The organism is Streptomyces sp. NPDC093097 (genome assembly GCF_044754325.1).
Classification (GTDB): domain Bacteria; phylum Actinomycetota; class Actinomycetes; order Streptomycetales; family Streptomycetaceae; genus Streptomyces.
On record NZ_JBIVOW010000002.1, the window covers coordinates 138,651 to 158,496 of the forward strand.

17 protein-coding genes are annotated in these 19,846 nt (G+C 71.1%); 3 read left to right on the top strand and 14 right to left on the bottom strand.

What is annotated here, in order from left to right:
- Positions 1 to 74 precede the first annotated feature (74 nt).
- A complete protein-coding gene (locus ACIQE0_RS03580; RefSeq protein WP_366331156.1) occupies positions 75 to 842 on the top strand; it encodes an alpha/beta hydrolase in 768 nt (255 codons plus the stop codon).
- A gap of 34 nt (positions 843 to 876) precedes the next feature.
- Here ACIQE0_RS03580 and ACIQE0_RS03585 read toward each other — a convergent pair whose 3' ends face one another.
- Positions 877 to 1,920 carry a LysR family transcriptional regulator gene (locus ACIQE0_RS03585; RefSeq protein ID WP_366331155.1) on the bottom strand — a complete coding sequence of 348 codons (1,044 nt, stop codon included), beginning with the start codon at positions 1,918 to 1,920 and terminating at the stop codon, positions 877 to 879.
- Positions 1,921 to 1,957: 37 nt separating this feature from the next.
- Here ACIQE0_RS03585 and ACIQE0_RS03590 point away from each other — a divergent pair, with 37 nt between their 5' ends.
- Positions 1,958 to 3,277 (top strand): MFS transporter, encoded by a 1,320-nt coding sequence (locus ACIQE0_RS03590; RefSeq protein WP_366331154.1) that lies wholly within the window; start codon positions 1,958 to 1,960, stop codon positions 3,275 to 3,277.
- 372 nt (positions 3,278 to 3,649) lie between these two features.
- On the opposite strand, the gene ACIQE0_RS03595 is transcribed toward ACIQE0_RS03590, so the two are convergent.
- Entirely contained in the window at positions 3,650 to 4,468 is an 819-nt protein-coding gene (locus ACIQE0_RS03595; protein ID WP_402328784.1) for a class I SAM-dependent methyltransferase, read from the bottom strand.
- 121 nt (positions 4,469 to 4,589) lie between these two features.
- Between ACIQE0_RS03595 and ACIQE0_RS03600 the strand changes: the two genes are divergently transcribed.
- The gene (locus ACIQE0_RS03600) at positions 4,590 to 5,231 is read left to right on the top strand and encodes an HAD family hydrolase (protein ID WP_402328786.1); all 642 of its coding nucleotides are present in this window, start codon (positions 4,590 to 4,592) and stop codon (positions 5,229 to 5,231) included.
- An 87-nt stretch (positions 5,232 to 5,318) separates the two neighbouring features.
- Here ACIQE0_RS03600 and ACIQE0_RS03605 read toward each other — a convergent pair whose 3' ends face one another.
- From ACIQE0_RS03605 to amrS, 12 genes are all read right to left on the bottom strand, one after another.
- Positions 5,319 to 5,912 carry a Uma2 family endonuclease gene (locus tag ACIQE0_RS03605; protein ID WP_402328788.1) on the bottom strand — a complete coding sequence of 198 codons (594 nt, stop codon included), beginning with the start codon at positions 5,910 to 5,912 and terminating at the stop codon, positions 5,319 to 5,321.
- A 97-nt stretch (positions 5,913 to 6,009) separates the two neighbouring features.
- Entirely contained in the window at positions 6,010 to 7,287 is a 1,278-nt protein-coding gene (locus tag ACIQE0_RS03610; protein WP_366331148.1) for a thymidine phosphorylase, read from the bottom strand.
- Between the two features lie 88 nt (positions 7,288 to 7,375).
- Positions 7,376 to 7,777: a cytidine deaminase gene (locus ACIQE0_RS03615; RefSeq protein ID WP_366331147.1), complete on the bottom strand. Its 402-nt coding sequence runs from the start codon at positions 7,775 to 7,777 to the stop codon at positions 7,376 to 7,378.
- A gap of 22 nt (positions 7,778 to 7,799) precedes the next feature.
- Complete coding sequence (locus ACIQE0_RS03620; RefSeq protein ID WP_402328791.1) at positions 7,800 to 9,083, bottom strand: ABC transporter permease; 1,284 nt, start codon at positions 9,081 to 9,083, stop codon at positions 7,800 to 7,802.
- Positions 9,080 to 10,270 (bottom strand): ABC transporter permease, encoded by a 1,191-nt coding sequence (locus tag ACIQE0_RS03625; protein ID WP_366331145.1) that lies wholly within the window; start codon positions 10,268 to 10,270, stop codon positions 9,080 to 9,082. The genes ACIQE0_RS03620 and ACIQE0_RS03625 overlap by 4 nt, the downstream gene beginning before the upstream one ends.
- Positions 10,267 to 11,781, bottom strand: coding sequence for an ABC transporter ATP-binding protein (locus tag ACIQE0_RS03630; RefSeq protein ID WP_366331144.1), 1,515 nt, complete (start codon positions 11,779 to 11,781; stop codon positions 10,267 to 10,269). The genes ACIQE0_RS03625 and ACIQE0_RS03630 overlap by 4 nt, the downstream gene beginning before the upstream one ends.
- A gap of 194 nt (positions 11,782 to 11,975) precedes the next feature.
- Positions 11,976 to 13,007, bottom strand: a complete 1,032-nt coding sequence (locus ACIQE0_RS03635; protein ID WP_366331143.1) for a BMP family ABC transporter substrate-binding protein — start codon at positions 13,005 to 13,007, stop codon at positions 11,976 to 11,978.
- Positions 13,008 to 13,211: 204 nt separating this feature from the next.
- Entirely contained in the window at positions 13,212 to 14,417 is a 1,206-nt protein-coding gene (locus tag ACIQE0_RS03640; protein WP_366331271.1) for an amidohydrolase, read from the bottom strand.
- Between the two features lie 229 nt (positions 14,418 to 14,646).
- Complete coding sequence (locus ACIQE0_RS03645; RefSeq protein ID WP_366331142.1) at positions 14,647 to 15,321, bottom strand: LysE family transporter; 675 nt, start codon at positions 15,319 to 15,321, stop codon at positions 14,647 to 14,649.
- Between the two features lie 70 nt (positions 15,322 to 15,391).
- Positions 15,392 to 16,690, bottom strand: a complete 1,299-nt coding sequence (locus ACIQE0_RS03650) for a coproporphyrinogen-III oxidase family protein (protein ID WP_402328794.1) — start codon at positions 16,688 to 16,690, stop codon at positions 15,392 to 15,394.
- A gap of 76 nt (positions 16,691 to 16,766) precedes the next feature.
- On the bottom strand, positions 16,767 to 18,272 hold the full coding sequence (locus ACIQE0_RS03655) for a radical SAM protein (RefSeq protein ID WP_402328796.1): 1,506 nt from the start codon (positions 18,270 to 18,272) through the stop codon (positions 16,767 to 16,769).
- 29 nt (positions 18,273 to 18,301) lie between these two features.
- Complete coding sequence (amrS, locus tag ACIQE0_RS03660) at positions 18,302 to 19,738, bottom strand: AmmeMemoRadiSam system radical SAM enzyme (RefSeq protein ID WP_402328798.1); 1,437 nt, start codon at positions 19,736 to 19,738, stop codon at positions 18,302 to 18,304.
- Between the last annotated feature and the right edge of the window lie 108 nt (positions 19,739 to 19,846).

Here is a 19,846-nt window from a genome sequence, read left to right on the forward strand (position 1 = left end):
TCCCGCCCAACGATACGTAACAGTGACCCGTCCGCAGGGTGGACAGGGCGCCGCGTTCTGACATCGTTCTCGTCATGCCTCAGCAAGCACTGCCAGCGCGCGCGGCCCGGCTGGGAAAGCCGCTGGGCGCGGACGGCACGGACCGGACGGTGAACGCCGTCGCCCTCTTACTGCCCGGGTGCGGATCCACCGGGCTGCGCCGGCCGTCGCCGGTGCCGGCCCTGACGACACGTCCGCTGGCCGCCCGGCTGGCCCGGGCCGGCCGTCGCGAGGGGCTGACCGCCCATGTGGTGCACTACCGCTGCCGCGGCTGGAACGGCGCCGCGGCGCATCCGGTGCAGGACGCGACCTGGGCGCTGGACGAGGTGGTCCGGCGCTACGGCGACGTGCCGGTCGCCCTGGTCGGCACCGGCATGGGCGCCCGCGCCGCACTGCACGCCGCCGGCCACCCGGCCGTCCACGCCGTCCTGGCCCTCGCCCCCTGGCTGCCGGACCCGCACCGGTTCGGCGCCGAACCCGATCCGGTGAAGCAGTTGATCGGCCGCCGGGTGCTGCTGGTGCACGGCACCAACGACGAGCGGATCGACCCCGACCTGTCCTACCGCTACGCCCAGCGCGCCAAGAAGATCAACCGCGACACCTGCCGCTTCGAGGTGCACTCCGACGGCCACGCCCTCCACCAGCACCGCTTCGAAGTCCACGCCCTCGCCACCGACTTCGTCCTCGGCTCCCTCTTCACCCGCGGCTACGCCCGGCCGGTCAAGGACGCCCTGGCCGCTCCCCCGCCCCTGGGCCTGCGGATGCCGCTGGCGTCGGGGTTCGGGGCGTCGTTGCGGTACTGAAGCGCCGCCCGGCGGCGGCCCCGGCGCCGGACGCTCACGGCAGCAGCGCCCCCCGGCGGCTCAGCAGGAACTTCTTGAAGGCGGCGACCGGGGGTGTGTCCACCCGGCCGTCGAGCCAGGCGACGCCGATCTCGCGGACGGCGCGCGGGGCGGTGACGGTCAGTTCGGCGACGCCGGGGCGCGGGACCGCGGGCGGCGGGAGGAGGGCGACGCCCAGACCGGCGGCGACCAGGCCGCGCAGGGTCTCGGCCTCCTCGCCCTCGAAGGCGACGCGCGGGGTGAAGCCGGCCTCGGCGCACAGCGCGTCGGTGATCCGGCGCAGGCCGTAGCCCGGTTCGAGGGTGACGAAGAGCTCGCCGGCCGCCTCCGCCAGGCGGATCCGTTTGCGGCCGGCCAGCCGGTGGTCGTCCGGGACGACCAGGCGGAGCTTCTGCTCGTCGAGGCGGCGGGCGACCAGGTCCGGGGAGTCCGGGACCGGGGAGGTCAGGCAGAGGTCGAGGCCGCCGGCGCGGAGGCGTTCGATCATCGCCTCGCCGTAGTTCTGGACGAGCTGGAAGCGGATGCCGGGGTGGTCGGCGCGGAAGCTGCGGATCAGGGCGGGGACGGTCTCGGAGCCGAGGGTGTGCAGGAAGCCGAAGGCGACCTTGCCGGCGGCCGGGTCGGCGTCGGCGCGGACCGATTCGGTGGACCGTTCCAGGTCGGTCAGGGCACGTTCGGCGGCGGTGCGGAAGGCGCGGCCGGCCGGGGTGAGGGAGAGGGTGCGGCCGTGCCGGGCGAAGAGGGTGACGCCGAGGTCGTCCTCCAGCCGCACCAGGGCGCGGCTGAGGGTGGGTTGGGGCACGCCGAGCTCCTGCGCGGCGCGGGTGACGTGCTCGTGCCGGGCGACGGCGGTGAACTGGGCGAGCCGCGGGGCGAGCGTCAGCGCCCAGGAGCCGGGGCCCAGTTCGGCGGGTGCGGGGGCGGCCGGCGGGCGGGTGCGGAGGCGCTCCGGGATGTCTTTTCTGTTGCGATCCTGCGACAGAGGCGACGGTGAGCTGGGATCATGTGCCACAGCATCGATTATGACGTTTTCATGCATTGGACGCATGAGGTGTGAGGCTTCTATTTTTTCCGGTATGCCTCCCGCCGATACCGGGGCGTCCGTCACCGAGCGTGCGGCCGCCTCCCCCTCGTCGTCCACCGACTCCCCCTCCTCCGCCGCGGCGCCCGACCCCGAGTCGGACAAGCTGCGGCCGGGCGGCCCCGGCTACCGCCGGATGAGCTTCGCCCTCTTCGCCGCCGGAGTGGCCACCTTCGCCCTCCTGTACTCCACGCAGGCACTGCTGCCGGCGATCTCCGCCGATCTCAACGTGTCGCCGGACCAGGCGAGTTGGACCGTCTCCGCGGCCACCTTCGGGCTGGCGCTCGGCGTGATCCCGCTGAGCGCGCTCTCCGAGCGGTTCGGCCGCCGCACCCTGATGACGGCCTCCCTCACCGTCGCCGCGGTGCTCGCGCTGCTGGTGCCCTTCGCCCCCTCCCTCGGCACGCTGATCGCGCTGCGCGCCGTCCAGGGCGTGGCGCTGGCCGGCCTGCCGGCGTCGGCGATGGCGTTCCTGGCCGAGGAGGTGCGCGCCAGGGCGCTGGTGGCGGCGATCGGCCTGTTCGTGGCCGGCAACAGCATCGGCGGGATGTCCGGGCGGATCGTCACCGGCTGGGTGGCCCAGGCGTGGGGCTGGCGGGTCGCGCTGGGCGCGGTGGGCGTGCTGGCTGTGGTGTGCGCGGTGGCGTTCCGGCTGCTGGTGCCCAGGGCCCGGCACTTCGTGGCGCGTTCGGTGGGCCCGCGGACGCTGGCCCGTACGCTCGCCGGGCATCTCGCCGACCCATTGCTGCGCCGCCTCTACGCGATCGGCGCGCTGTTCATGACGGTCTTCGGCGCGGTCTACACGGTGATCGGCTACCGCCTGGTCGCCGAGCCGTTCCACCTGCCGCAGGGCATCGTCGGCTCGATCTTCGTCATCTACCTGGTCGGTACGGTCTCCTCGGCCGCGGCCGGGAAGCTGGTCGGCCGGGTGGGCCGGCGGGGCGCGCTCTACCTGGCCGTGGGCACCACCACCGCGGGCCTGCTGCTCACCCTGATCGCGTCGGTCGGCGCGGTGCTGGCGGGCCTGGTCCTGATCACCGCGGGCTTCTTCGCGGGCCATGCGGTCGCCTCGTCCTCGGTCAGCCGCACCGCCACGACGGCCCGGGCGCAGGCGTCCGCGCTGTACCAGTGCGCGTACTACATCGGCAGCAGCCTGGGCGGCGCGCTCGGCGCCGCGGCCTTCCACGCCGCCGGCTGGTCGGGCACCGTCGCGCTCGGCCTGGCCGCGATGGTGGCCGCCGCCGGCATCACCCTCTACGCCACCCGCCGGGCGATGGCGCAGCGCCGACTGCCGGCCCTCCAGAAGGCCGCCTGAGCCGGCCCCGACCCAGCCCTGATCCGGCCGCTCCCACGGCCCCGCAGACCGAAGGGCCCGCCCCGCCACCTGTCCTGGCGGGGGCGGGTCCTTCGCCGTTCGTCAGTCGACGACTGATGCCGTCCACGCTCTCCACCCTGCAACCGGGGACGGCTCCATGCCCCGCCAGATCCGGACGAGGGCGTCCCACCCCCGCCCCGCCAACGGGCAGTGGGCGGCGGTGAGTTGCTTCACGGCGGGCTCCTCTCGACGGGACGTGGCCGACTGCACCACGGGGATCGAGGCCCGCGCCGGTTCACGGCCCTCGTTCGCCCCTACGAGTCACCTGGTCCGGGGGTGGGCGGCGGGGTGCCGTACGGCGGGGCCGCTGCCTCATCGAGTGCAGACGAGCATTCCGCCGAGACAGCCGATCTCGAACGACCCCGACTTTTCGATGTGTTCGGTCACGATTTCCCGAGCTCGTTCGATCGTTTCCTCGAAAGGTGCGTCCTGTCGATCCGCCCACGCCCGGTACGACTTCATATGGGCGACCACCGGCTCAGGGCTGCGTACGGTGATGGTGCCGGGCAGCGCGATCGTCTCGACGTGGCCGAAGCACGTACCAAGCAGATCCACCGCCTTTTCCAGAGGAAACCTGGCACTGAGGGAAATCCGTTCCGGCCCCTTCTCCACACCAAGAACGTCCGCCGCCGCACGCTCCCACAAGCGGGCCAGCTCCGCCTTCTCCCGCTCGCTGTTCGTGGTGACGATCAACCGCCCATCTGGCTTGACGACGCGGGAGAGTTCGGCGATTCCGGCCGGCATGTCTTCGACGTGATAAAGCATGTGCAGAGCCAACGCCGCGTCGACGCTCGCCGAGGGCAGGGGAAGCCGAACGGCATCGGCCACTGCTACCGGCCCGGCAACGTCAGCGAGAATGCCGGGGGACACATCAAGACCGAGAAGCCGCAGGCCAGGCCGGTCCTGCCGCAGGCGCGCAAGGAACTTGCCATTACCGCAGCCGATATCGACGACCGTGCCATGCGTGTGGCGTAGCTGCTCGACGACGATTCCCGGCAGGTCATAGCGTGGCTGTTGCCATTGATAGAGGGACTGTCGCGCGGCGAGGTCTCTTCCGGTGCGGTACGCACTACCGGTCAGGATTGCGCGATCGGATACGGCGGCGGCGTGCTCGGCGGGAAGGTCGGTCACGTCAACGGCTCCGGCCGGTCAGCGGCGGGCAATGCCGAAGGGGATGCAGCGGTCATGATGCGCTCACGTAGTCACCCTGGGCACCCCCGCCAACCGCATCGGGCCACCGTAGGCTGCCCGCATGATCCGTGCTGTGGCGTTCGATGTCGGCGAAACCCTGATCAGGGACGACCGCGGGTGGGGCGCATGGGCCGACTGGCTCGGCGTCGGCCGGCACACGCTGTCCGCCCTGGTCGGCGCGGTGGTTGCGCAGGGGCGGGACAACGCCGAGGCTCTGCGGCTCGTCCGGCCGGGCATCGACGTCGAGGCGGAGCGGGAGGCGATGGAGCGGGCCGGCCGGGGCGAGTTCCTGGACGAGACCGACCTGTACCCCGACGTCCGGTCGTCCCTGGCCGCGCTCCGCGACGCCGGGATGCGCGTGGTCGTGGCGGGCAACCAGACCCGGCGGGCCGGTGATCTCCTGCGCGCCCTCGACCTGCCGGTGGACGCGGTGGCCGTGTCCGGGGAGTGGGGAGTGGCAAAGCCGGACCCGGACTTCTTCACCCGCACCGTGGAACTGGCCGGCGTCGAGGCGGACGAGGTGCTGCACGTCGGTGATCATCCGCAGAACGACGTGGTTCCGGCGCGCGCCGTCGGCCTGCGCACGGCACACCTGCGCCGGGGCCCATGGGGGCACCTGTGGGCGGACGCCGAGACGACCTCGGCGGCGGACTGGCGGATCGGGAGCCTTGCCGAGTTGGTGGACGTGCTCGCGCTCCGGTGAGTCAACTCGACGCTCTCGCCCACCGGTTGCAGGCAACTCGCCCCACCACCTGTCCTGGCGGGGCGGGTCCTTCGTCGTGAGCGGGCTTCAGCCGGTGGGGAAGAGCGCGGTATCGACCGTGACGTCGAACGGTGCCGGCAGGTGGAGTGTGTCGCCGTACTTCACGGTTTCCAGCACGCGATACAGACCGCCCGCCGGCTGCCCGTACAGGGTCGCGGTGGGCCTGCCGGAATGCCAGGGATCCAGCAACAGGTAGAGCGGAACGCCCGCGTCGGCGTAACCGTGCAGTTTCTCGACCCGGTCATGATTGGCATTGGACCGGGAAGTGATCTCGACGATCAACTCGGCTGCATCGGCCATGCGGCGCTCGCCGCGGCGCGGCAGCAGCTTCTTGGGAATGACCGCCAAGTCGGGGATGTACAGCCCGTGTTGGCTCGGAACGGTCAACCCTTGCGTCTGGTAGATGCCCCAATCGCGAGGGATGACGGTGTACAGCAGCCGCTGAAGCTCGTCCGCGGTGTCGTTGTGGTCGCTCTCCGGCGGTGGTGCCACGGTGACGATCCCCTCGATGATCTCCACCTTGCAGCCCTCCGGAGCGTCCGTCTGCTCCCAGGTGCGGAGCGCCTCGTTCCAGCCGCGTTCATCAGCATGGTGGGGGCGCTCGGCGATCACTGCTGCCATGGTGTGCTCCTCTATCGGTACGTCACCGATCCCAGCATGCCGAACGGGACCGGCGCCGGTCCACCGATCCCGTTCACCCGAATGGGAAAATCGCAGGTCAGGCGATCCGCTCCCACACCACCGGCCGCGCCGCGAACGGGGCGTCGGACGGGTCGATCTCGACCCCGCCGTCCAGGGCCGCGAGCGCGTAGTCGAACTTCTCCGGGGTGTCGGTGTGCAGGGTGAGGAGGGGCTGTCCGGCGGTGACCCGGTCGCCGGGCTTGGCGTGCAGTTCGATGCCGGCGCCGGCCTGCACCGGGTCCTCCTTGCGGGCCCGGCCGGCGCCCAGGCGCCAGGCGGCCAGGCCGACGGCGTAGGCGTCGAGGGTGGTGAGGGTGCCGGTGCCGGCGGCGGTGACGGTGTGCTGTTCGCGGGCGACGGGGAGGGTGGCGTCCGGGTCGCCGCCCTGGGCGGTGATCATGCGGCGCCAGTGGTCCATCGCGGAGCCGTCGGCCAGCGCCTTGGCCGGGTCGGCGTCCTTCAGACCGGCCGCGTCGAGCATCTCGCGGGCCAGGGCGAGCGTGAGGTCGACGACGTCCTGGGGGCCGCCGCCGGCCAACACCTCGACGGATTCGCGGACTTCGAGGGCGTTGCCCGCGGTGCGGCCGAGCGGGGTGGCCATGTCGGTGAGCAGGGCGACCGTCTGCACGCCGTGGTCGGTGCCCAACCCGACCATGGTGGAGGCGAGTTCGCGGGCGTCGTCGAGGTTCTTCATGAAGGCGCCGGAGCCGACCTTGACGTCCAGGACGAGGGCGCCGGTGCCCTCGGCGATCTTCTTGGACATGATCGAGGAGGCGATCAGCGGGATGGACTCGACGGTGCCGGTGACGTCGCGCAGGGCGTAGAGCTTCTTGTCGGCGGGGGCGAGGCCGTCGCCGGCGGCGCAGATGACCGAGCCGACGGTGCGCAGGACGTCCAGCATCTCGTCGTTCGACAGCAGGGCGCGCCAGCCGGGGATGGATTCGAGCTTGTCGAGGGTGCCGCCGGTGTGGCCCAGGCCGCGGCCGGAGAGCTGCGGGACAGCGGCGCCGCAGGCGGCGACGAGCGGGGCGAGCGGGAGGGTGATCTTGTCGCCGACGCCGCCGGTGGAGTGCTTGTCGGTGGTGGGGCGGGGCAGCGAGGAGAAGTCCATGCGCTCGCCGGAGGCGATCATGGCGGCGGTCCAACGGGCGATCTCCCGGCGGTTCATGCCGTTGAGGAAGATCGCCATGGCGAGGGACGACATCTGCTCGTGGGCGACCTCGCCGCGGGTGTAGGCGTCGATCACCCAGTCGATCTGTTCGGGCGTCAGCTCACCGCGGTCGCGCTTGGTACGGATGACGGAGATGGCGTCCATGGGCGGTTCCTTTCGAACGGGTAACTCCCGTTCTACACGCATAGACGCGCGAGTGGCCAGGACGGGCGGCGGCCGGCGCCGCCCGCCGTCATCCGGCCAGGTGCCCGGGGCCGAACGCGTCCGGCAGCAGCTCGGCCAGCGGCCGGATGCCGGCGGCGGTGTCCACCAGCAGCTCCGGTCCGCCGTGCTCGTGCAGGAGCTGCCGGCAGCGGCCGCACGGGACGAGCAGTTCGCCCTTGCCGTCGACGCAGGTGAAGGCGGTCAGCCGGCCCCCGCCGCCGGCGAACAGGGCGGAGATCAGGCCGCATTCGGCACACAGGCCGAGGCCGTAGGAGGCGTTCTCGACGTTGCAGCCGGTGATCGTGCGGCCGTCGTCCACCAGGGCGGCGGCGCCGACCGGATAGCCGGAATAGGGGGCGTAGGCCCGGGACATCGCGTCCCGGGCCCGCGTCCGCAGTGCGGTCCAGTCGACCGGCACCTCGTGCGTCATACGTGCTGTCTTCCTTCGCGCGTCAGTGGCCCTGGCCCCGGCGGTACGGCTTGCCGATCGCCTTCGGGGACCGCAGGCGCTGCGAGAAGAGCGCCAGGACCAGCAGCGTAGCGATGTAGGGGCTGGCCTCGACCAGTTCCAGCGGGACGCTGGCGGAGAGGGCGTACCAGACCACCAGAACGGCGGCGGCCGCCGCGGCGAGGGCGGCCTGGGCCTTCTTGGCGGCGCGCAGCCGCACCAGCGCCAGCCCGGCGAGCAGCGCGGCCAGGCCCAGCAGCAGGGCGTGCACGGTCGGGCCGCCGCTGCGCAGCTGCATGGCGTCCATGAAGCCGAACAGGCCGGCGCCGAGGGCGACACCGCCGGGCCGCCAGTTGCCGAAGATCATCGTGGCCAGGCCGATGTAGCCGCGGCCGCCGGTCTGGCCGTCCTGGTAGAAGTGCACGCCGATCGACAGGAAGGCGCCGCCGAGGCCGGCCAGCGCGCCGGAGACCAGCACCGCCACGTACTTGTACGCGTAGACGTTGACGCCCAGGCTCTCGGCGGAGAGCGGCGCCTCGCCGCAGGACCGCAGCCGCAGGCCGAACGCCGAGCGCCACAGCAGGAAGAAGGTGCCGGCGAAGAGGCCGACGGTCAGCAGGGTGAGCCAGGAGACGCCGGTGACGGCGGCGCCGAGCACGCCGGCGAGGTCGGAGACCAGGAACCAGTGGTGGCCCTCGATGCCGTTCAGCCAGTCCGCGAGGCCGGGGACGGTGAAGGTGGGCATGTCGGCCATCGGCGGGGACTGCTTGTCGTTGCCGCCGGCCGCCATCGCGGCGCTGCCCTCGTGGCCGAACAGCAGGGTGGCCAGGTACTGGGTGGCGCCCAGCGCCAGGATGTTGATCGCGACGCCGGAGACGATGTGGTCGACGCCGAAGGTGACGGTGGCGACGGCGTGCACCAGGCCGCCGAGCGCGCCGCCGATGATGCCGGCCGCGGCCGCCAGCCAGGGGCCGTGCTGCCAGCCGACCCAGCCGGCCGCGAACGAGCCGAGCATCATCATGCCTTCGAGGCCGATGTTGATCACGCCGGACCGCTCGGCCCACAGACCGCCCAGACCGGCCAGGCCGATCGGCACCGCGGCGCTCAGCGCGGCCCCGAACTGGCCGGCGGAGGTGAGGTCGGTGGCGCCGCTGACGGCCCGCAGGGCGGAGACCGCGACCAGCGCGCCGGCGATGATCAGCAGGATCCAGGGGTAGGTCAGCTTCCGCTTCCCGCCGCCCGTGTCGGGGGCCGCGGACCGCGCCGCGGACTTGAGCTCCGTACTCACGCCGTCACCTCCGGCTTGTCACTGTTGTCGGCGTTGCCGGCGCCGTCGCCGGTCCTGGCCAGTACGGCCAGCTCCGCGCCGACCTTGCGCTGCTGGAGGCGCAGCCCGTAGCGGCGTACGACCTCGTAGGCGACGACCACGCAGAGCACGATCACGCCCTGGATGACGCCGACGATCTCCTGGGCGTAGCCCTCGAACTCCAGCCGGGAGCCGGTGCGGTCGAGGAACGCCCACAGCAGGGCGCCGAACGCCATGCCCACCGGGTGGTTGCGGCCGAGCAGCGCGATGGCGATGCCGGTGAAGCCGATGCCGGCCGGGAAGTCGGTGCCGTACTGGAACGACTCCCCCAGCAGGGTCGGCATGCCGACCAGACCGGCCGCGGCCCCGGACAGCAGCATGCTGATGACGACCATCCGCTTGACGCTGACGCCGCTGGCCTCGGCCGCCGACTCGGAGGCGCCCACCGCCCGCAGGTCGAAGCCGAAGCGGGTGCGGTTGATCAGGAACCAGTACACGGCGCCGGCCACCAGCGCGACCACCACGAAGCCCTCGACCGGCTTGGGGTGGGTGGGGAAGGCGAAGAAGTGGCTGGACTCCGGCAGGAACTTGGTGTGCAGGAGGTTGCCGTCCTTGATGGCCAGCCGGCCGTCCTGGAGGAAGTAGCCGATCACCGAGGCCGCGATGGAGTTCAGCATGATCGTGGTGATCACCTCGCTGACCCCGCGGGTGGTCTTCAAAAGACCCGCGATACCGGACCAGACCGCGCCCACCAGCATCGCGATGACGATGAGCAGGATGATCTGGAGGGCGCCGGGCAGCGCGACGGCGCCGCCGACCGCCGCCGCGGCGAACGCGGCCAGCCGGTACTGCCCGTCGACGCCGATGTTGAAGAGGTTCATCCGGAAGCCGATGGCCACCGCGAGCGCCGAAAGGTAGTACGGCACCGCCTTGTTGACGATCCAGACCTGGCTGTCGCTGTAGTGGCCGTAGTCGGCCATGATCCCGTAGGCCCGGAACGGGTTCTCGCCGGACGCCAGGAAGACCAGCGAGCTGATGACGACCGCGGCGACGATCGCCAGCACCGGCGCGGCGATGCCCAGCAGCACCTTGTCCCGCGCCGCGCTGCGCGCGACGGCGTCGACGGCCGGCTTCCGCCCGGCCGTTGGCGTGGGGGTGGTCGTGCTCACTTCTCGCCACCCCCCTGTGCGACGGCGGCGTCGTCCGACGCGCTGAGGTGGCCGCTGGCGGCACCGGTCATGGCGGAGCCCAACTCCTCCGGGGTGATCACGGCGGGGTCGGCGTCCGCGACCAGCCGGCCCCGGTACATCACCCGCAGGGTGTCGGACAGGCCGATCAGCTCGTCCAGGTCGGCAGAGATCAGCAGGACCGCCAGCCCCTCGCGGCGGGCGGCGCGGATCTGCTCCCAGATCTGCGCCTGCGCGCCGACGTCGACCCCGCGGGTGGGGTGGGCGGCGATCAGGAGCTTGGGGTGGTGGCTCATCTCGCGGCCGACGATCAGCTTCTGCTGGTTGCCGCCGGAGAGCGAGGCGGCGGTGACCTCGATGCCGGGGGTACGCACGTCGTACTCGGCGACGATCCGCTCGGTGTCCTTGCGGGCGCCGGCCAGGTCGAGGAGCTTGCCCTTGCTGTTGGGGCGCTCGGTGACGTGGCCGAGGATGCGGTTCTCCCACAGCGGGGCGTCCAGCAGCAGGCCGTGCCGGTGGCGGTCCTCGGGGATGTAGCCGATGCCGCCCTCGCGGCGGGCGCGGGTGGAGGAGCGGGACAGGTCCGTGCCGTCCAGGGTGATGGTCCCGCCGTCGGGCATGCGGATGCCCATGACGGCCTCGACCAGCTCGGCCTGCCCGTTGCCCTCGACGCCGGCGACGCCCAGCACCTCGCCCTTGCGGATGGTGAACGAGATGCCGTCCAGCACCGTGCGGACCTCGCCGCCCGCGTCGGTGGCCGACAGGTGCACGTCCGCGACCCGCAGCATCTCCTCGTCGGTGACGGTGGATTCGCGGGTCTGGGGGGACGGCAGTTCGCTGCCGACCATCAGCTCGGCCAGCTGCTCGGGGGTGGTGCTCGACGGCTCGACGGACGCCACCGTGGTGCCGCGCCGGATGACGGTGATGTCGTCGGCGACCGAGAGCACCTCGCCCAGCTTGTGCGAGATGAAGATGACGGTCAGGCCCTCGGACTTGAGCTCGCGGAGGTTGTCGAAGAGCGCGTCGACCTCCTGCGGGACGAGGACCGCGGTGGGCTCGTCGAGGATCAGCGTCCGGGCGCCGCGGTAGAGCACCTTGAGGATCTCCACGCGCTGCCGGTCGGCGACACCGAGGTCCTCGACCAGCACGTCGGGCCGGATGTTCAGGCCGTACGCGTCGGAGATCTCGGCTATCCGCGCGCGGGCGCCGGCGCCGATGCCGTGCAGCTTCTCCGCGCCGAGGACGGTGTTCTCCAGCACGGTGAGGTTGTCGGCGAGCATGAAGTGCTGGTGCACCATGCCGATGCCGCGGGCGATGGCGTCGCCCGGGGAGTGCAGGGCGACCGGTGCGCCGTCGAGCGCGATGGTGCCCTCGTCCGGCTTCTGCATGCCGTAGAGGATCTTCATCAGGGTCGACTTGCCGGCACCGTTCTCACCGCACAGGGCGTGGACGGTGCCGCGGCGGACGGTCAGGTGGATGTCGTGGTTGGCCACGACGCCGGGGAACCTCTTGGTGATCCCGCGGAGTTCTACGGCAGGGGCGGCCTGACCGGGCGGGCTGCTGCTGGTGGGCGCTGCGTTGATGGCGCACTCCCCTCAGGGGCGAAGGAGCGGACGGGGCGGAAGAAGATGGGGACGACTGGGTCCCAAGAAGGGGGACGAGGGGCCGGGAAGCCCGGCCCGGGGAGCTACGGCGTCTCCTTGACCTTCACCTGACCCTCGATGATCTTCTTCCGGGCCGCGTCGATCTGCGGCTGGATGTCCTTGATGAAGCCGCCCGAGGTGGCCAGCGAGACACCGCCGTGCTGGGTGTCGTAGGTGTGGATGCCGGTGAGCGGCTTGTGCTGCTCGACGCTCTTGATCAGGTCGAAGACGGCCACGTCCACGTTCTTCACCACGGAGGTCAGGATGTGGTTCTTGTAGCGGGCCAGTCCCGGCTGCTGGTACTGGTCGGAGTCCACCCCGATCGCCCAGGCGCCCTTGACCTTGCTGATCGCCTCGATGGAGCCGGCGCCGGACTGGCCGGCCGCGGAGTAGATGACGTCGAGGCCGCCGTCGAGCATGCCCTGGGCCTTGGCCTTGGCCGCGGCCGGGTCGTTGAACCCCTTGTCGTTGTTGGGGTAGAGGTACTGCGAGACGATCTTGGCCTTCGGGTCGGTGTCCCGCACGCCCTGCTCGAAGCCGGCCTGGAACTTCTGGATCAGCGCGTTGTTCACGCCGCCGATGAAGCCCACCTTGTGGGTCTTGCTCTTCAGCGCGGCGGCGACCCCGGCGAGGTAGGAGCCCTCGTGCTCGGCGAAGACCATCGCGTCGACGTTCTTGCCGGTCGGCACGGCGTCCACCACGCCGAAGGTGATGTCGGGGAAGTCCTTGGCGACGTTCTGCACGGACTGGCTGTAGGCGAAGCCGACGCCGATCACCGGGTTGTAGCCGGCCTCGGCGAACGAGGTGAGGCGCTGCTCGCGGTCGGCCTCGGTCTCGCCGTTCTTCGCGGTGAGCATCTTGACCTTGACGCCGAGCTTCTGGCGGGCGTTCTCGGTTCCGCGGGCCGCCGCCTCGTTGAACGAGTGGTCGTCCCGGCCGCCGATGTCGAAGGCCAGCCCGACGCCGGCGTGCGACGCGCGGTGCGCCTCGGCGAAGCTCTGTCCGCAGCCGGTGGCGGTGAGCGCGAGACACCCGGTGGTGGTGGCCGCGGCGACAATCCTGATGACCCGACGCACGGGGCCTTCCCTTCGCAGTAAGCGCCCCCATTGGCGCTGGCTAGACGGGAGATTAACGCGCGTAGACCTGGCGCAAAACCCTCTACTGCGTGGCCGTTATCGATTTGTCTCCCAGCGCGCACCCCGGCAACACGGCGGGCGGCCGGCGCAGTGCCGACCGCCCGTACCGGCGGGATGTGGCGCGAAATGTGCGCTCCGCCGGGGTCAGAGCAGCGCGGCCGCGGTGAAGAGCTCCACCCCGACGGTGATCGCGTGCTCGTCGACGTCGAAGTCGCCGCGGTGCAGGTCGAGGCTGCTCAGCTCGCCGGGCGGACGGACCCCGAGGCGGGCCATGGCGCCGGGGACGTGTTCGAGGTACCAGGAGAAGTCCTCGCCGCCGAGGGACTGTTCGGTGTCCTCGACGGCCGCGGCGCCGCGGCGGGCGGCCATCGCGTCGTGCAGGAGCTGGACGCTGTCCGGCTCGTTGACGACGGGCGGGACGCCGCGGATGTAGTCGATCTGGGACTTGGCGCCGTGCAGGGTGGCGACCTCGTCGATCGCGGCGTGGACCAGGTCCGGCGCCTGCCGCCAGGCGCTCAGGTCCAGGCAGCGGACGGTGCCGGAGAGCCCGGCGCGCTGCGGGATGACGTTGCAGGCGTGGCCGGACTCCAGCCGGCCCCAGGTGACGGCGAGGCCGGCCCGCGCGTCGACGCGGCGGGCGATCAGCGCCGGGACGTCGACGGCGACCCGGGCCGCCGCGGTGACCATGTCGGTGGTCAGATGCGGGCGGGCGGTGTGGCCGCCGGGTCCTTCGAGGGTGATCTCCAGCCGGTCGCAGGCCGAGGTGATCGGGCCGGTGCGCAGCCCGATCCGGCCGGCGTCCACCCGCGGATCGCAGTGCACGGCCAGGATCCGCCCGACGCCGTCCAGCACCCCGTTCGCCACCGCCTCGGCGGCGCCGCCGGGCAGCACCTCCTCGGCGGGCTGGAAGAGCAGTCGCACCGGACGGGGCAGCCGGTCCTGCCGGGCCAGTTCGGCGAGGACCAGGCCGGCGCCGAGCACGACGGTGGTGTGCACGTCGTGTCCGCAGGCGTGCGCCCGACCGGGGATCGTGGAGGCGTAGTCGACGGTCTTGGTGTCGGGGATGGGGAGCGCGTCGATGTCCGCGCGCAGGGCGAGCCGTCCGCCGGCCGGGGCGCCGCGGTCGGCGCCGATGTCGCAGACGAGGCCGGTGCCGGTGGGCAGGACCCGGGGGCGGAGTCCGGCGCGCTCCAGGCGCTCCTTGAGTGCTGCGGTGGTCCGGAACTCCTGGTTGCCGAGTTCCGGGTGCATGTGCAAGTCGCGGCGGAACGCAAGGAGTTCGGCGCGAAGGGACTCGGGGAGCAGGCCGGGCAGGGCGGGGGCGTGCGGCTCGTCGGCGGCGCGGGACATCAATTGGTTCACCTGTTGAAGGTTACGGGTCGGAGCAGGGCAACTGGCCCTCGATCAACAAAAGTTCAGCCCCTCAGGGGAAGAAATTCAGGCCGCCGGTGCATGAACGGTCCACGGGAGGGGTATCAACCCGGGCTTTATCGCTCCCCGTAATGCTCGGCCCCAGGGCGGTGCGCCGCCGCCACCGCGGGCACCCCAACTGGGCGCGGCGGGGCGGGTGTCGGGCGGATCAGGCGAGCGCCTGGTAGGCCAGGAAGCCGCCGAAGCAGAGGACGCCGACGCCGGCCACCAGGTCGACGCCCTTCAGCACCCGGGCGCTGAACCGCCGCCGGAACACCAGGACGCCCAGGCTCAGCAGGGTGAACCACAGCAGCGTGCCGCAGCCGACGCCGATGAGCATCGAGACCGAAGCGGCCGTCGTCCCGGTGACGTTCGCCGCCGTGGCCGCGGCGAACGCGGCCGCCCAGTACCCGATGGTCGCCGGGTTCGCCGCGGTCGCCGCCAGCGCCGTGCGGAAGGCCGCCAGCGGGCGCACCGCCGCGGCGCTCCCCTCCTCCGCCGCATCGGGCCTGGCGCGGAAGGCGGCACGCAGCGAGCGGAGGCCGAGGTACGCCAGCACCGCCGCCCCGGCCAGGCCCAGCGCCGTCCGCAGCGCGGGGACGTCCACCAGGCGGCCGACGCCGGCCAGGCCCAGGCCGGCATAGGTGACGTCCACCAGTGCCGCGCCCAGGCCGATCGCCCAGCCGGACGGAAAGCCGTCGCGCAGGACGTTGCGTACGCACAGCAGGCCGATGGGGCCCAGCGGCAGGGCCACGAAGAACCCGAGACCGAGGCCGGCGGACCACGCGGGAAGGAGGGTCACCGCGGCCCCGCACCGGCCGCTGCGGAAATTCCGATTCGGCATGGCTCCGGGCGTGACAGCAATTCCGCGTGACCCCTCTCAATTCCCGTTCTCGTCCTGCTCTTCGGCTATTTCATTCGACGAGTTCCGATATGCCGAAGCGTACCTCATCGCCTTCGGCGGGACTCAGATCGTCGTGCGTGTAGAACATCTCGTACACATTGGTCGAGAGGAGTTGGCCGAGCCTGGTCAGCGCGTACACATCCGCGCCCCGCCGTTCCAGAAGGCCCTTCTCCAGGAGTTGCTCGATTTCCTGTCCGAAGACGTCCTCCATACCGACGCCGAACCGGTCGTGGAAGTCCTGCCGGTAGACCTCGCACATCTTGAGGCCGCGAATCATCACGCGGCGCATCTCCTGTTCCTTGGTGAGGTAGGTGGCGAAATCCAGCGGGATCTGCCCGTTGCCCACCATCTCGTAGTACCTCTTGAGCGGTTTGACGTTCACGAAGAGCCGGTCGTGGATCACGCTCTTCGACGACACCCCGAAGCCGATCATGGGCCAGGTGCGCCAGTAGTACTCCAGGAACCGCGAGTAGTCGGCGCAGCGGTCGGGGTGGTAGTAGCCGGTGGAGCTGCGGCGGGCGAAGCCGGCCGCCTCCAGCGCGTCGATGGCGTACTCGTACATCCGGCGCTCGTCCTGCGGGGTGGGCAGCGCCATCTTCCCGGAGGTGATGAGCGAGTGGAACGCCGTCTTCGGCCAGATCTCCAGGCCGTAGGCGGTGATGCAGGCCGGTTCGAGCGCGATGGCGCGGTCCACGCTGCGCTTCCAGTCGTCCAGGGACTGGTCGGGGAGCGGGAAGATGAGGTCGATGTTGGTGTGGGTGATCCCGCCGTCGACGACGGTGCGGTAGGCGCGCTCGGCGGTCGCCGCGTCGTGCGAGCGGTTGCAGATCTCCAGCAGCCGGTCGTCGAATGCCTGGACGCCGATGCTGAGCCGGTTGAATCCGGCTTCCCGCATGCGTGCGATCTTTGCCTCGTCGACCGTCGAGGGGTCGAATTCCAGCCCTATCTCGGCACCCTCGTTGAACGGGAAGCTCTCCCGGCACACATCGAGCAGACGGGCGCTCTGGTCGCCGGTGAGGATTCCGGGGGTTCCCCCGCCGAAATAGACCGCGTCCACCCGGAATTCGGGGAAGAGGCGGTTGGCGGCGAAGGCGCGGATCTCCTGTTCCAGGGCCGCGACGTACTGCGCGAAGTGCTGCTCGCTCTTGTTGAGGTAGACCGTGTAGTCGCAGAACCCGCATTTGGTGATGCAGAACGGGACGTGCAGGTAGAGCACCGCGCTCTCGGGGCGGAAGAACGCGTCGTAGTCGTGGTGCCGGTACTTGAACGGGTAGGTGTGGATGTTCCGCCGGATGATCTTCTCGGCCATCTGCGGTGGCTCCTTCGTCGCGGCTGACCTGGCTTCGGTGTGCGGGACGAACGGGAACGGGCGGAGCGGGCGCCTGTCAGCACAGGACGTGGAAGGGCCGGTAGTCGGCCGCGGACTCCAGGTCGGGCCGCTCGTTGGGCACGACCGGGCGCCCGCACGAGACGAACAGGTCGTCGTAGCGCGTCCGCGACCGTTCCCGGTAGGCCGCGCCGGACCTGGCCAGCATCTTGATCACCTCCTCGGCGAGCATCAGTTGGTACTGGCACGACTCGGTGTTGAGGTCGTTCAGGTCACCGGAGGCCACGTGGTTCTCCTGCCGGCAGCCCCCACCGCACAGATAGCGGGCCCAGCAGGCGCCGCACACCGGGTGTTCGTCGACGGTGCGCCGCCACTCGGGGTGCTCGCGGGTGAGGCCCTCGGCACCGGTGCCCACGTCGAAGCTCTCGTCGCCGACCAGGCGGTGGCAGGGGCTGATGCTGCCGTCCGGGGAGTGCGTGTAGTACGTCCGGCCGCCCGAGCAGAACGCCAGCGCGGTGGCCCCCTCGCTGATCATCTGCACCGCGCGCTCGTACTCCAGCACCCCTTTGAACCGGTTGCCGGGGGCGAACAGCCGCGGATAGTGGACCAGGAAGTCCTTGAACTGCTCGACGATGCCGGGCTGGAGGAAGTGGTTGATGTACTGGATGCCCCTGGGCTCGGACAGCTTCCGGTCGCCCAGGGTGAGCGCGATGGGCACCTTGGTGCCCTGCTCCACGGGGTACACGCCCGGATAGATCTGGAAGTAGTCGAAGAGGTCCAGCCGCCACAGGTCGCGCACGTTCTCGGTGAGGGTGGGCTCCGCGGTGGCGATCGTCATCCGCGCGACGAGCGTGACATCGTCCCCGCACGCCTCGCGCAGCCGTGCCACGTTGCGGATGATCCGGTCGAAGGAGCCCTTGCCGTTCTTGGACGGGCGGTTGGCGTCCTGCACCTCGCGGCCGCCGTCGATCGAGACCGAGACGATGAAGCGGTAGTCCCGGAAGAGTTCCTCGACGCCCTGGGGCATCAGGGTCAGGTTGGTGGAGATGCGGTGGACGAACTCGGTGCCCGAGTGCGCCGCGAGGGCGCGGGCGCGCGCGCAGATCGTACGGATCACCGCGAAGTTCGCCAGCGGTTCGCCGCCGAAGAACTCGAAGCGGATCCGCTGTCCGGGCGCGGCGTAGCGCTGGACGAAGTCGAAGATCCAGGCGACCGAGTGCTCGCCCATGGCCTCGGTGATGCGGCCGTAGTCGCCGCCTTCGGCGAAGCAGTAGGTGCAGGCGAGGTTGCACACGTTGGTGAGGTTGACGTTGACCGCGAAGTCGGCGCCGTCGCTCGGCGTGCTCTCCGCCAGGCGCAGCCGGTTGGGTTCGCTGCCGGGCGCGGTGCCGGTCCGCAGCCGCTCCCAGGCCCGCCGTTCGTCGGGCAGCAGACGGTCGGCGCCGGCGGCCAGCCGCTCGGCGGTGTCGTGCGGGGCGAGGAGCAGCCGGTGGTTCCCGGTCAGGAGGACGGCCGAGGTGTCGTCGCTGAACGGCAGGACGCGGTAGTCCGTCCCGTGCCGCATGACGGCCTCTCCCCCCGGCGGTGCCCCGCTCACCGCCTGGTCCTCGGCTGGAAGAGCGGCAGCGGCGAGATGTCGTCGTTCAGCGTCCCGGCGCCGGCCTCCACGGTCGGGAAGTGGGCGCGGTCGAAGACCTGGTGGAGGCTGGAGGTGCACTGCGGCGGGACGGCCACCTGCACGCCGGTCTCGTCCGCCGTGCTCTTGGCGGCGATGTACCGGAAGCTCTCCTGCGGCGCCAGGTCGATGACCTCCCATCCCTGGTCCGCCGCCGGGTCGCCGTAGCGGCGGTGGTACGCCCGCACCGGGGCGTCGGCGGTGTTGCGCACCTGGACGTGCAGGGCGCGGACGTCGCCGTGCCAGTCGAAGTGCGCCACCTCCACGCGCTCGGCGGCGGGCGGCTCCGGTACCCGGGCGCGCCGCCGGGCGCCGGGGAGTTGGACGATCGGGGCGCGGGTGCCGCACGAGACGCAGGAGCCGTCCGCGTCCAGGCCGGCCATGTCGGCGTTGAGGCCGTAGCGGGTGACCTGGAGCTGGCCGCACTGGCGGCACCAGGTGTTGGTCGACTCGGTGTCGTAGACGTTGCCCAGGTAGACGTGGTGCAGCCCCATGTCCAGGGCGATCTTGCGGGCCCGCTCCAGCCGGTCGACGGGCGTGCGGATGGTGTCCGTCATCTTGTAGTCGGGGTGGAAGCGCACGAAGTGGGTGGGCACCTCGGGGCTGAGCCGCTCGCCGACGAACGTCGCCATCTCCCGGGCGGTCTTCTCGTCGTCGCTGAGGTCGGTGACCATCAGCGTGGAGACCTCGACGTGCTTGCCGGCGCGGAAGACCTGCTCGGTGCCCTCCAGGACCGGCTCCAGCCACCCCTTGGTGATCTTCCGGTAGTACTTGGGGTCCAGGGACTTGATCGACACCGAGAAGATGTCGATGACCGGGAGCAGTTCCTCGATCGCCTCACCGCTGATGAAGAAGGCGGATTTGAAGAGGTTGACCAGACCCGCGGCCTTGGCGAGAGCGGCCGTCTCCACGACGAACTCATGCCAGACGACCGGGTCGTTGTAGGTCCAGGAAATGACCTTGATGTCGTGCCGCAGCGCGATGTCCACCACTTGTTCGGGCGTGTAGTGGTAGATGTCCTTGTCTTCCACATAACGCGCCTGCGATGTCTTCCAGTTGTGGCAGTAGTCGCAGTTCAGCATGCAGCCGACGTTTCCCATGGAGAGGATCCGGGCGCCGGGCGCGTAGTGGAAGACCGCCTCGGTTTCGATGGTCTCTTCGGTGGCGTGGACGGAACGCCCGTAGTTCAAGGTCACCAGGCGCCCGTCCCGATTGGCCCGCACCATGCAGAATCCGTGCTGGCCGGGACGTATTCTGCAGTTGCGGGGGCTGAGATGGCATCGGACGACGCCGTCGTCCAGGCGTTCTTCCAGCCGGGCGGGGTGGGGTTCCTGGTCCCAGGTCTTCTGCGACACAGCTGTCTTCCTTCCGTGGGGACGCACGCAAGGTGCGCGGTCGGAGCGGGAAAAGCCTTGGTCGGAGCGGGAAATATCGCGGTGGGAGCGGGCCTTGCCGGTTTACGG